General features: G+C 41.5%; 8 protein-coding genes. 5 read left to right on the top strand and 3 right to left on the bottom strand.

All coding sequences use genetic code 11. The features are described from left to right. The first annotated feature begins 225 nt into the window (after window positions 1-225). Entirely contained in the window at window positions 226-2,235 is a 2,010-nt protein-coding gene (locus tag HNQ41_RS13705) for a S8 family peptidase (protein ID WP_184664998.1), read from the top strand. A gap of 111 nt (window positions 2,236-2,346) precedes the next feature. Here the strand turns inward: HNQ41_RS13705 and HNQ41_RS13700 are convergent, their stop codons facing one another. Further along, window positions 2,347-3,399, bottom strand: coding sequence for an NlpC/P60 family protein (locus tag HNQ41_RS13700; RefSeq protein WP_184664997.1), 1,053 nt, complete (start codon window positions 3,397-3,399; stop codon window positions 2,347-2,349). Window positions 3,400-3,966: 567 nt separating this feature from the next. Here HNQ41_RS13700 and HNQ41_RS13695 point away from each other — a divergent pair. The 4 genes from HNQ41_RS13695 to HNQ41_RS13680 all read left to right on the top strand — a co-directional run bounded on the left by HNQ41_RS13695 (window position 3,967) and on the right by HNQ41_RS13680 (window position 11,777). Then, entirely contained in the window at window positions 3,967-7,518 is a 3,552-nt protein-coding gene (locus HNQ41_RS13695) for an S-layer homology domain-containing protein (protein WP_184664996.1), read from the top strand. Between the two features lie 874 nt (window positions 7,519-8,392). Then, complete coding sequence (locus tag HNQ41_RS13690; RefSeq protein ID WP_184664995.1) at window positions 8,393-8,656, top strand: magnesium chelatase domain-containing protein; 264 nt, start codon at window positions 8,393-8,395, stop codon at window positions 8,654-8,656. A 755-nt stretch (window positions 8,657-9,411) separates the two neighbouring features. Then, on the top strand, window positions 9,412-10,995 hold the full coding sequence (locus HNQ41_RS13685; RefSeq protein ID WP_184665033.1) for a YifB family Mg chelatase-like AAA ATPase: 1,584 nt from the start codon (window positions 9,412-9,414) through the stop codon (window positions 10,993-10,995). 5 nt (window positions 10,996-11,000) lie between these two features. Then, on the top strand, window positions 11,001-11,777 hold the full coding sequence (locus HNQ41_RS13680; protein WP_184664994.1) for an REP-associated tyrosine transposase: 777 nt from the start codon (window positions 11,001-11,003) through the stop codon (window positions 11,775-11,777). 803 nt (window positions 11,778-12,580) lie between these two features. Here HNQ41_RS13680 and HNQ41_RS13675 read toward each other — a convergent pair. Beyond that, window positions 12,581-13,066 (bottom strand): Lrp/AsnC family transcriptional regulator, encoded by a 486-nt coding sequence (locus HNQ41_RS13675; RefSeq protein ID WP_184664993.1) that lies wholly within the window; start codon window positions 13,064-13,066, stop codon window positions 12,581-12,583. Between the two features lie 67 nt (window positions 13,067-13,133). Continuing rightward, complete coding sequence (locus HNQ41_RS13670; RefSeq protein WP_184664992.1) at window positions 13,134-14,189, bottom strand: ketopantoate reductase family protein; 1,056 nt, start codon at window positions 14,187-14,189, stop codon at window positions 13,134-13,136. Window positions 14,190-14,198 lie beyond the last annotated feature (9 nt).

The raw sequence follows: 14,198 nt of genomic DNA, 5'->3' as shown, positions 1-14,198 counted from the left end.
TTCAACTGCTGGTCTTACTAAAATCTTCTTGATTTCTATATTAAAAGCAACGATATTAAAGGAAGATTTTTTCAAAAACTATGGTTTACAATGGAATGGAGTTAGCGATTGCCTTTTTAAATGAATCGCTGTAATATTTAAATCGTAGCTTAAATAGAACTTGTAGCCTTAAAAAAGCTCCTCCAATGTGGAGGAGCTTTTATGCAACCTTAAGGAGGGAAAAATTTGCAGAAACCACCTGATCGTTCCTACATATTGATCGCTTTTATTTTTATTGCACTAATAATACCAACTTTGTTCGTAAGCGCAGACGATACAGAGACGGATCGTTTTCTCGTCATGTTTCATGAAGAGCCAGACGAAACGATATTTCATGAGCTGGATGCGGTTGTTCACAGCGAATTATCTTCCATTAATACACTCGTCGTTTCGATGACAGCATCCGCAGCCGATCAAGTCGCGCAAATAGACGATGTGACGACTGTAGAGCGTGATGAGTCGCTAAAAGTATCGGAAAATTGGTCGGATTGGGGTGTTGAGCGCATCCAAGCCCACCACGCTTGGGAACACGATCTACGAGGAGAGGGGATCGACGTCGCGGTCATTGATACAGGCATCAGCACCGAACACCCTGATATCGATATCGAAAAGGGCATCTCCGTAGTCGACTATACCGAAGATTATAATGATGACCACGGTCACGGCTCCCATGTCGCGGGGGTCATTGCAGGAAACAGGGGAGAAGGGATGCGCGGCATCGCCCCGGAAGCGAGCATCTACGCAATCAAAGCATTGGATGATGACGGAGATGGATTTTACTCGCACATTATTGAAGGCATCGAATGGGCTGTTGAGCAAGAAGTCGACGTCATCAATTTAAGTGTTGGAGGCAATATGACCTCAAATAGTTTTCAAGCTGCCATCGAAGCAGCAGCTGAAGAAGGATCACTCCTCGTCGCAGCAGGCGGAAATGACGGCCACGAGACAGCGCTCGGCGACACGGTTGAGTACCCAGCCGCTTATGAAGATGTGATCGCAGTGGCGAGTATCGGACAAACGAGCGAACGCTCACCGTTTTCGGCCCACGGCCCAGAAATTGAAGTCGCCGCTCCCGGAGAGCACATTCATAGCATCGACAAAGGCACCGGTTACAAAACGACGAGCGGGACCTCACTCGCAGCACCCCACGTCACAGGCATGCTTGCGATTTTACAAGAAGCGCACCCGTTAAAAGAACGCGACGAGATTCGCGCCTTACTACATGACTACGCCGTGCACCCAGACGGAGATACGCGCGATGATGAACTCGGTTATGGGGTGATCGAATTCCCTGAAACAATCGAACTCGGCGCCCAACCACTAGTGAAAGTAGAAAATGTCACAGTGACGGTCGACACCAACCCTTCTGGAGAAGAAAACAAATCTGATGGGGAAACTGAGGATGGAAAAACCAACAAATATGAGGTGACAATCGAGTGGGACGACCCGAACGATAACGAGGTTGCTGGTTATTACATCTATCGTGATGGAGAGGAGGTCGCTAATATTAAAGACCCATCCTATAGCGAACGCGTCGAATCTGGTACCTACCAATACGAAGTCGCTGCCTATTCTGATAAAGACGTTGTCTCAGAAAAGGTATTAGCAGAAGAAGAAGCGATCGTCTATGACTATGCCAACGGAGAACATATCGCAAAACAATTTATCGACGTCGACCTCGATGATTGGTATGTCTCTGAACTCGCACCACTCGTTGATGCGGGCACGATTACAGGTTATGAAGATGAAACGTTTCGTCCACATGAATCGATGACGAGAGCGGAAGCAGCCGTCACCCTTATGCGCGACAAGCACGGAGACATTGACCCACGTGCGACATCTTTTGACGATGTCGCAGACACGCATTACGCATCAGGCTGGATTGAAGCGGCTTTCGATGAAGAAGTCATTACAGGCTACGAAGATGAAACGTTTCGACCTGATGAAGAGATTCGTCGTGGTGAATTCGCTGTACTATTAATGAGGTTTTTCGAACTAGAAGAGGTAACCTCAGCTGAACAACACTCCTTTACAGATGTCGACGGCGATGAATTTTACGCCGGTGCAGTCGCTATGCTCACAGCTTACGGTTATGCGGAAGGGTACGAAGATGACACGTATCGTCCCGAACGCTCAGTGAGTAGAAGTGAATTGAGTGCCTTATTTTCTCGTATGACGAGTGAAAAAACTGAATAACGGACATAAAAAAACCCCGCATTGCCCTCGAGCCATGCGGGGTTAAAAACATCAGTGGTAAATGTAACCAAAAAACAATATATAATATGTAGAAACTCGTAATTCTACTATTTATTCATTAGAAGTATCGAGATTCCAAGCTTCATAGATTAACGAAACAAACTCTGCACGTGTCACGTCTTCTTCTGGTTTAAATGTTTGATCTACATAACCAGAGATGATGCCAGCTTCAGCTGCGCGTTGAATTGCATCATAGGAATCAGCATCTTCGTTAAGGTCAGTAAACGTCACTTCACTCTCGACTTCAGGAAGGTCGAAAGCGTTGTCGATCGCCATCGCTGTTTCTTCACGAGTTAGAAGTTCTAATGGCTGGAAATTTTCTTCTGATACTTCAAGAATACTCGCTTCCGTTACAGTAGCAATCTGATCAAAAGCCCAGTAATCTTCGTCAAGGTCACTGTAAGATAGCTCGTCCACATCTACGTCGTCAAGCTCGAGCGCTTTGTCAAATATCGTAGCCGCTTGGTCGCGTGAGATGTTTTCGTCTGGGAGGAAAAAGCTATCCGACGTTCCTTGGATGATCCCTTCTTGACTCAATTCATAAATTTTTTCTTGGGCCCAATGGTCCTCGTCGATGTCGTGGTACTCACCTGTCGGAAGGTCAGCAAGAACTTCTGGTTCTTCCTCTTCTTCCACTTCCACTTCCACTTCCTCAACGAAGCGCTTAGCCCCTATGTAGCGTTGGTTATAATACGATTCATTTAAATTATTAATCGTAATCCCATTTGAAGAAGAGGCATGAATAAATTCATTTCCGCCTACATATATTCCTGAGTGGGATGGACCTGGTTTGTATGTTTCAAAAAAGACGATGTCTCCAATTTCTAGTGAATCACGATTTACGGTTTCACCATAGTTATATTGGGTGGATGTTGTTCTTGGTATGGTGATTCCTTCTTGTTGGAAGGTGTAGTAAAGAAACCCTGAACAATCAAAGCCACTAGGTGAAGTACCTCCGAACGAATAGGGGGTACCAATGTGTGTTTTTGCTTCATCGATAATGACACTGATGTCTTCAACTTCATGGGAAGCACTGAAACCTTCTTCAGGAAATGTCGTCAAAAGAAGGGCAGACACCATAAGCCCTGTTGCAGCCTTTTTCACAATATCCCCACTTTCTTATGTAGAATTGTCGAAATTTAAGCGTTTTCTATTTTTCTATGTATAAATGATCGAAACAGTTTTCCTTGAATAGTTTACCATAGAGAGGACGTGATTGAGATTACAAATGTGTAACAGAAGTTATCATTTATTAACAAGACGAAAGTACTATGAATCTTTCAGTTAAGAAACCGATATTAGTAGTGCAGGTAAAACAACGAGGAAGTAGCGTTTGCCATCACTGTCAGTTCAAGTCATAAAGAATGAAAAGTGATTTAATTTTTTTACAACAGCACTTTGAAAACAATGACGATTAATGTAGAATGGCAAATAACTAGTTTCCAATATCATGAACCAGGACAGTTGATTTCCTCAACTAGTAAAAGAAGGGTGCGTTGTTACACTTCAGGTTGACAATACATTTTGAGGAAATTATACTAATCTTGCAGGTGATTATTGGACTGTAATAGTTTTAGCATTATTTTGACTGAAATCTCTCAGTCTAGTAATGCTGAAAATAGAATATCGTACGTAAAAGAACGTACATACCTAAAAGGAGGAAATGGTTACATGGCTTATCAACCAAAATCTTATCGTAAGTTTTTGGCTACTTCTGTCGCAACGGCATTGGTAGCAACAACAGGTGCTGGTGCAGTGACTGCAGCAGATGCACAAATTTCTGACGTTCAAGTAAGCGACTGGTTCGCGGATAGTGTAAACTACACAGCAGAAAAAGGAATTATTGAAGGTTACGAAGACGGAACATTCCGTCCAGATGAGCAACTTACTCGTGCGCAAGCGGCTTCAATGATCGCTGGTGCATTCAACTTAGACATTCAAGAAGACGCAGATGCAGACTTCTCTGACGTTGACGACGAGTGGTTTGCTGCAGAAGTTGCAGCAGTCGCTGAAGCTGGATATATCCAAGGTTACGAAGACGGAACATTCCGTCCAGATAACAACATCACTCGTGCTGAGCTTGCTGACATCGTTGTCGCAGCATACGAGCTTGAGGAAAACGAAGCTGCAATTCTAGACCTAAACGACGTTGACGGTCACTGGGGAGAGGCAGCAGTTAAAGCACTAGCTTCCCTAGGTATTGTTCAAGGTTATGGCGATGGAGAATTTAAACCAGACGCTGAAGTAAACCGCGCTGAAGCAGCTACATTCTTCCACAGAACAGAAGCTCCAGAAGAGCGCCTTGATGTAGAAGTAGACGTTTTAGAAGTTGCGGAAGTAAGTGCGACTAACCTTAAAGAAATTGACATCTACTTCAACCAAGATGTTGAAGATGTTGAAGATATCGAAGACGAGATCGAGCTTCTTGATGAAGATGGAAGTGAATTAGACCTTGACGACGATGTTGATCCTGTCGTTGACGGTAATCATGTTCGCTTGACGCTTGATGATGCAAAAGAGAACCAAGATCAAGTAACAGTTAAAGTTTCTGATGAGGTTCTTGAAGAAGAGTATGAAACGACGATCGAGTTATTCGATACAACTGTTCCAACAGCTGAAGAAGTTGAAGTTACTGGAACAAACGAAATCGAAGTTGTATTTAGTGAGCCAATCGATGTTGATAATAGTGACGAAGGCGATGCATTCACTGTTGAAACTAACAATGGCACAACACTTATCATCGATAGCGTGAGCTTTGATGATAGTGAACGTGTAGCAACGATCGAACTTCTTTCTTCACTTGAAGATGGTGAATATGAAGTAAGTGTAGAACGAGGGGAACTAGTTGACTATGCAGGCCTTAACGTTCCATCTACAACATTTGACCTTGATGTAACAATTGATGAGAACCCTCCTGTGATTGAAGAAGCTTATGCTGAAAATCAACAGTATGTAGTTGTTCAATTCAACGAAAACATCAGTTTTGAAGATTCTAGTGAGGAAGAGATTGAGACTGGTGATGCAGACGCTAGTATTCTAGATAAAATCTACCACACTAATAGTTCAAACACAGCAGATAAAGTAGAAATTGATGGTTCAGAACTTCATGTATGGTTTGATGCTGACCACACTCTTCCATCAGGTTCCGCAAACCTAACAATTGAAGAAGAGGTTCTAGAGGACAACTGGGGTAACGTTCAAGAAGATGAACTTACAACTAGCTTTGAAGTAACTGTTGATGAAGATGCGCCAACAATTGCTTCTGTTGAACAAGAGGAAGATTCTCAGGACAGCTTCAAAGTTGAATTTGATAAAGATCTAGCTGATTCAGGAGATGAAGCTGGAGACAACCGTAGTAACTACTCTTTAGTGGATGAAGATGGAGACGATGTATCTATCAACAGTGTTGATTTCTACGTTGATGATGATGGAGATACACATTATGACACAGTTGTTGTTACGGTCGATAATGATGCATATGGTGACCATGTCCTCACTGTAGAAGATGTAGAAGACACTCTTGGTAACGAGCTTGACGAAGAGGACTTTACATTTGAAATGCAAGATGTGACAGCTCCAGATGCAAGCAACTTTGACGTTAAGTACTATCAAGATGGAGACGACGTAACAATTGTCGTTGAATTTGATGACAACGAAATGGCAACTACTGGTGATTACTCAGTAGCTGACTTGTCTAAGTACTCTACTGATAACACATCCTTTGATGAGCTTGACACAGCTGAAATCAGTGTTGCTGATGACCTTAAATCAGTAGAAATCACATTTGATAACGCTGAAGAAGAGCTTGCCCTAATTGGTGACCTTACAGGTGCTCGTGTAGCTGATGCTAATGGTAACCGTACAGATGATCTTTACTGGACTGAAAACTTAGGTAGTGACCAATCAGGTACTCCATTTGGAATCGATCAAAACGATGATGGCGACGACCTAATGACTGCCCTAGATCGTAATACGATTGAACTTCAATTTGAAGACGATATCGATGAATTTGACGTTGAGGAGTTCACTCTACAACAGGATAGTTCCCCTTATGATGAACTAAAAATCAATAGCGTTTCAACTACATCAAGTAACACTGTTGAGTTGACAATTGAAGAAGACCTTGATACAAACGGTCAGTATAAGGGAGAAGATGTAGAAGTTATTGCTGATGGTTCCGGTGATACTGTGAACCGCTTTGGTCAACCACTTCAATTTACAGAAACAGGTTTAATTAACGAAATCGCTCCTGAAATTGATAATGTTCAACTTACTGAAGCTGATGAAGTTACTGTAAACTTTAGTGAAGAGATGAACGGTACTCGCATTGATGATCGTACATTCTCTGTTGAAGGTGCAGAGGTTGACAGTGTTGACCATGCAACTGATGGAACAAAAGCAGTAGTACTAGAGCTTGATGAAGAACTTTCACTTGATGAAGCGCCAGAGGTAACTGTTGAGCGTCCTGAAGATCTTGAAGATACAGCTGGTAACGTAATCGAAGAAACAGAAATCGATGAAGATGACGCTTCTGTTGCAGATGACTTGATTGTTGGATCATTTGATATTAATGACATCCCTACGATCGGTCAAGATGACAATCTTGTTGCTCAACTACAAAATGTAGAAGATGCAGATGGTGTTGCTTTCGATGGTGAAGTTGATGTAGAAGGTGTAATTGTTGATTCTGAGGGTAATGAAATTGACTCACAAACCGTTACACATGACTTTGATGTTGATTCAAATGTTGAGTTTGATGACATTGATACTGAAATTGAAGCTGCAAGTGACTATGAATTAGTCATTACTATCCAAGATGAAACAGAAGATGATACATTTGAAATTGAGCAAGTTGTTTCAACATTAACATTTGATGAAAATAGTGTGGATATCACTAACGGTGATCAAGATGTGGAATTTGAATTAACATTGTTGGACGCTGCTGGTGATGCTATTGAAGAATCAAATGTAATTGATGTTCCGGATTTTGAAGACGAGGGTGAAATTGATTCTCTAGGTGGAGACAATAATGGCTCAGTTTCTACTGACTCCGAGGGTGTAGCAACTATTTCACTTACAGGACTTGATACGAATGCAGCAACGGAAGAAACAGTAGAGGTCACTTTTACTACTACTGATGTTAATGGTCATGGAACTACGGATATTGAATTAGACTTTGTTGTTGAAGACGATGAATTTAAGGGCGTATCTGTAGCTGAATAATTAAGAAGTAAGGGGACGCTTCTCCTGCTTCCTAATAAGAGAGCTATCGCATAATGCGGTAGCTCTTTTTATATGTGTGCCCGGCATGTCTAACAGCTAGGTGATGAAAGTCCACTTCAGGCTTGGCAGTGGGGACTGTTAGCGTTGAAACACGGGAACGAACCAAAATTGTAACGTTTTATTGTTTGTATTGACCGTTCTCTTCTTGATGTGTTTCTATATAATTATAAAAATTTTAGGATAAGGGTGATTGCTGTGAGAAGCAAAGGGACGGTTCGTGTTGGCTAGATCTGTAATGGAACTGTAATAAAACCTAGATGCAAGGCTAAGAACTTCGTTATTATGGCATGTATAGGGAGATGAAGAGGGCTATCGCTTCACGGGCGGTGGCTCTTTTTGTATTTTCTTATGAATGTTCGAAAAATTTATATTAAAGGTATATCTCAATAGATGAAATATTTCACAATATAATGTTGATAGGGGCAGTTCAAATAGAGAAAGTAAACAATACACCTACTTTTATGTGATGTTGTTAAATGATATTGGACAGCTCTTGCCTACCGTGTTTTCCTCGACGGTTCACCGAAATGAACTATTTCTAACAATCACTTCCCTTTTTATAAACACCTAACATTCGATAATGAAAGCCCTTCTTGAAGAATTGAACCTCTTAGCAAATTTCCCTCAAGCTGTATTGCTCACCCCACATGTTAATCATAAATAAACCATCCAGCGTCGATAACATCACGAATACGCCTGTTTGTTTCTGAAAATTCATAAATACAAAGAAAACAAATCGATATTGGAGGAGTCGAACATGTCGTCAAAAGTAACGAGCATTGGATAAAAAGGGTTGTAAGGGTATTGTGTTCAAGTGGAAGTACATGTCATGGAAGGGCTTGAGTCGATTGTGATCGTTGGACTGCCTGATGTTTCGGTGAAAGAATCCAAGGAGAGAGTGTCTACGACATTACATAGCATGGGCTTTCCATTGGTTGATATTAAAGTGGTGATTAACTTATCGCGGGCAGACCAGAAGAAAAATGGGCCGTTTTTTGACTTAGCAATTGTGCTGGGTGTTTTAAAGAGTGGTGACTTTTTAAAAGAGAACAAGAAGCATAGGGACGGTTCCAGTTAGCCAGAATTGAAATGAAAATGTAATATTTCAGAGAGGTTAATGAAGAGGAATCGAAACCTGCTGGTTTCCAAGAGAGGGGCTATCGCATAACGCGGTAGCTCTTTCTTCGGGAAAGCAGGGGGACGTATCCACTTAGCTAATTTTGTAATGAAAGTATAATAAAATTTGTATGAGAAAGGGAGTTGTCACTTTAGGTGGTGGCTCTTTTTTTTGTGTTTTCTTATGAATGTTCAAAAAATTATTGTTAAAGTACTGTTCAACTGGTGAAATATTTCACATTTTGTTGTAGGGGAATCAGGGGGACGTATCCAGTTTGCCAATTTTGTAATGAAAGTGTAATAAAAATTGTATGTGGAAGGGAGCTATCGCTTTAGGTGGTGGCTCTTTTTGTATTTTCTTTTGAATGTTTGAAAAAATGTTGCAAAGGTAATGTTTTATAGGTGAAATATTTCACATTTTGTTGTATGATAAAGGAAGTTCAAATAAACATGTATATTTCTATGTGATGTAGTCCTACATTTTTGGACGACTCTACCTTCTCCGTGTCATCCTCGACGATTTACCTGAAATGAACGACCGCTAACAATGACTTCCCTTTTTTAAATACCTAAATTTATACTCACATCATTTCCTGATTGATTGTAGCTTTTCGTCGTCTAACCTCAAGTTGTATTGCTTACCCCAAGTGTCATTCACACATCATCAATCTACGTCAGTAACATCGCGAATACTCCCTTTTGTTATCACAAAATCAAATGGATATATTGGAGGAATCGAATATGTCGTCAAAAGTAACGAGCATTGGTTTAAAAGGTTTGCAAGGGTATGTTGTTCAAGCGGAAGTACAAGTCATGGATGGGCTTGAGTCGATTGTGATCGTTGGTCTACCTGATGCTTCGGTGAAAGAATCGAAGGAACGGGTGTCTGCGACGTTACATAGTATGGGGTTTCCATTGGTTGATATGAAAGTGGTGATTAACTTATCGCCGGCGGAGCAGAAGAAAAACGGGCCGCTTTTTGACTTAGCGATTGCGCTGGGTGTTTTAAAGAGTGGTGATTTTCTAAAAGAGAACATTCCTGACGATGCTGCTTTCATTGGCGCATTATCGTTAGATGGGTCGGTGCTCCCTGTCGAAGGGATGATCGCTGCTGTTCTTGCGGCGAAGAAATTAAATCTGAAGAGGCTTTTCCTTCCCTTTGATCCGACGCTTCCTAAAATTGAAATGGATGATTTGGAACTGATCTACATTCAATCCCTTCAAGATGTCATCGATATTTTTTCCGGACAGCCGCCCCTCTCGTTTGATCAGCCTGAAGCAGTAAAAGACGAAGAGCAAGTCGTAGACAAGGACTTTCAACAAGTGATTGGTCATGACTTTGCAAAATGGGCGCTTGAAATTGCGGCGGCAGGTGAACATTATGTGTTAATGGATGGTCCGCCTGGTTGTGGGAAAAGTTTATTGGCAGAAACGTTTCCTTCCATTTTACCGTCACTTTCAAAAGAAGCCCAACTTGAAAAAATGAGTCTTTATCAATTAGCTGGGGCTGATGACTCGTCCCTATCTATGCCTCCCTACCGCCATCCCCATCACTCCGCGTCTGCTGTCTCACTTATCGGTGGGGGGACAAACCCGAAACCAGGTGAAGTGTCGCTCGCTCATCGTGGTGTCCTCTTCTTAGATGAACTTGCTGAATTCTCCAAGAAAACGTTAGATATGTTAAGGCAACCGTTAGAAAATGAACAAGTGACGATTAGTCGCGTTCATTCCACAGTAACTTACCCCGCAAAATTTATTTTTCTCGCTGCGATGAACCCTTGCCCATGCGGATACTTCGGTTCCAAGACCCAATACTGTACGTGTTCCAAAAAGCAAATCCAAACGTATCAAAATCGTGTCTCCGGGCCTGTTTTAGATCGAATTGACATTTTATTATCGTTAAAATCTGTTCACCTTAAAGGGCATGATTTTCAAGGGATTGAATCGTCTGAAGTGATCAAACAACGTGTGCAAATCGCACGGGAGCGGCAATATCAACGGTACGGTGAAAAGGTTTGTAACGGGAGCGTTCCGTATGAACATTTGCTGAAAATGTCTCCATTAACGGGCGAACAGCAACAGCTTATCCAGCGTCTCTCGGTTCGAGAGGCCCTTAGCAATCGTGTGCAAATCAAAATGATCCGCTTAGCTAGAACGATTGCTGATGTAAAGGGTGAAAATGAAATATCAGATGAAAGTTTGTTAGAAGCGATGACGTTAAGAAAGCTGAGTCGTCCGACGTTGGATACGAAATTGTTAACAGGTGAAAAGAGAACCATTGATGACTATATAAAGCGGTGATTGTGATGGGTCGTAAACCAAGGAGCAAGAGTGCATACGGAATCTATCATATCATGTGGAGAGGTGCGAACGGGCAAGAAATTTTCCATGACGATGAAGATCGGATGAGATTTCTTGGTACGTTTTTGAAGTGCAAAATCCAAGCGGAAATGACCGTATATGCTTGGTGTTTGATGAGTAATCATGTTCATCTCTTAGTAAGAGAAGGAAATGAGGACATTTCGCTTACAATGAAGCGAATCGGTGTTAGTTTCGCTTTGTATTATAATTGGAAATATCGCACGCAAGGTCATCTTTTTCAAGATCGATTTAAGAGTGAGAATGTTGAGTCGAGGCGGTATTTTCTGACGGTTGTGAGGTATATTCATCAGAATCCGGTGAAAGCAGGTATGGTTAATCAAGTTGATCAGTGGCCGTGGAGTAGTTGTCTTGGATATTATAATGAAGAAGTGTATCCAGAGCGGTTATTAGATACAGGGTTGGCTTTAAAGATGTTTTCTACTGATCTAGCAACCGCGCGAGCAACGTTTAAGGTATTTAATGAACGGAAAACTTCCGATCAATGTCTTGACGAGACAGCTTATCGGCGAAGGTTGTCAGATGAAGAAGCGCGAGTTGAAATCAAGAAGGTGCTTGGTTCGATTGAGATTCCGCAAGTGAAAAGTTTGCCAAAGGTAAGTAGAAATCATTTATTGAGAAAAGTCAAAGCCATTGAAGGCATCTCGCAACGCCAAGCAGCAAGGATATTAGGCGTTTCGCCTAACTTTGTTTATAAGGCGTGAGGCAGCACGGGGACGGCAGCAGGGGAAGCACGGGGACGTATTTAGTTTGCCAAATTTGTAATGAAAGTGTAACAAAGCGTGAAGGCGGCAAGGTAATAAAGGTGGAAAGGATATTCCTGAGAAACCTTAACAGTTACCATGATTATAGATTGTTAGAATCTGATTGTATCGCTCTGGTAAGTGTGTGGAGAATGGTTCTAGAAATCGTTAAAAGAAAAAACAAAAAAGTAACCGCCTACCCCTCGAACAAAGGATAGTAGGTGGTTACTTTTTTAGTGATAACAACTTCATGCGACATATTGTTGCTCCGTTCTAATATTGTTATACATGAATGATAGGGAAAAGCTTTTGCCGTCCTTTTAGGGGTACCGCGATGCTTCGCGTAATTTCTTTCTAAAATATATGGTGATAAGTGTATCAGTAGCATGTTCCTTATGGTGTTTGTTGCACTCGCTAAAGCGATTTGAAACGATGAAACAAGACGATGCCATTGGTACTGACAGTATTTTAGGTTATGGAAGGTGAAAAATGTCGTGAAATACCCCCTCCCCTGGAACCAAGCCCTTCTCGCGATTGCAGAGGGAGTCTTCAGTCGGAGGGGATAAAACAAACTACAGATAAGATATCAATGTTCGAGTTTTTGATTTAGCTAAAATATTTGTTTGCCCCTTTGAGCGCATCATCAAGGAGAAATGATTACATTATGATTACAAATTTGGCAAAGAAGGTCCGTCCCCGTGCTTCTCTCGTGCTTCTGATTACAAATTTGGCAAAGAAGGTCCGTCCCCGTGCTTCTCACTGATTCATACTTTATCTTGGCCAGTACCCCAATCGTATGTTTGTTTGTGAATGTCAAAAAGCATGTGCGTTTCCAATGACGCGATCCCATCGATATCGCTAATATCTTGTCTTATAATTTGGAAGAGACTCATGTTATTCGTTGTGATGACTTGAATAAATAAATCATACCCGCCTGAAGCTCCAGCGATAAATCGTACTTCCGGAATCTTTCGTAGTGCTTCTACGATGTCATCATATTTGGGTAGGTCAATTTTTACGCCGATGAAAGCGACTGTCTCCATCCCTGTTAGGAAAGGGTTCACAACGCCGACTACTTTAATGAAGTTGTTATCTGTTAATCGTTGAACTCGATTTCGGATCGTACTCGCGGTTGTGTCGAGCTGTTCCGATAGCTCAGTATACGAAATGCGACCATCTTTTTGTAAAATCTCAACAATTTGTCGATCTAATTGATCAATAGAAAAGTCTTCATTCATTTTATCAAACAAGTGCCAACCCACCTTTACTGTTTTTTTGAATTTAGGTTGACTATATCATATTCAAAAAAATAGATATCTAGCCATTTAATGATTTTTGTTTTTGATTTGCTAATTGTTTCAATGATTCGATGTTTTCCCAAGACATTTCGCGCTCTTGGTTTTCAAGTTCAACAATGAGGTCAAGTGTCTTTTTCGTTAGACTCATATCAATGTTAAGGTCTTGGCCACGTTCGATGACAGGGGAGAGGTGAAATGGAACCTCTGTTTTCCTTTTCCGGACAGCGAGGTCTCGCCAAATGCCAGACTTCACTTTTTTGTAAGAACGGAGTCTAGCGACGAGCTTATCAAAGTGCTCGTTGATTGTATCCCAATCTCTTTCTTTGTTTTTTTGGTAAATGATGTTTGGTTCCCAATTATCAAAGCTCATCGGTTGAATGCCGTTTTGATCAGCTACTTTTAGCACTTCTGTAGCTAACTCGACAAACATTTTCCGGTTATCAGTTGGATTAATCACTTCAGCCATTTTTTCATCGACAGTTGCTGTTGCTGTTAAAATCGCCCCGAATGCAAGTTTACTCCATAGATAACCGTAAATATTGTCCGTTGCCTTTGCATCTCCCCATGCCTTGAATTTTTCTTCAAGAGCGAGTAAGCGAGGGGATAATTCTCCGCTAAGCTCTCCGATGAACAGTGAACCGACGCCTCCGTATTGAATCAGTCCTGGTTCTAAATAGTCTGCAAAAAGATTAACAAAACTTCCGATCGTTCGATCTTGACCGATGATGGAGGAGATAATATTTTCTGTTAATCCGTTTTGCATAGAGATGACGACGGAATCTTTCTGAAGAAGGTCTTTGATATCATTGACTGCTTCCGAAGTGTGTTGTGCTTTTACAGCGAGTACAACAACATCAAGCGGTTCTTTGCTTTTCTTTAGGTCATTCATCGTTTTCGCCTTTACTTCTTTTGTTGTCCATGACTCCTCTTGGGTTTGAATATTGAGACCGTTCTTTTGTATTTCATTGATATGTTCTTCATTGACGTCAACTAAGGTAACATCTTCCCCTGCTTTGGCGAGGTAAGCACCTACAACACCGCCAATTGCGCCTGCTCCAATAAAAGTGAATTTCATTTTTTCCCC

The organism is Texcoconibacillus texcoconensis (assembly GCF_014202575.1).
Taxonomy (GTDB): Bacteria; Bacillota; Bacilli; order Bacillales; family Salisediminibacteriaceae; genus Texcoconibacillus; species Texcoconibacillus texcoconensis.
This window is presented reverse-complemented; position numbering and strand designations above follow the sequence as displayed.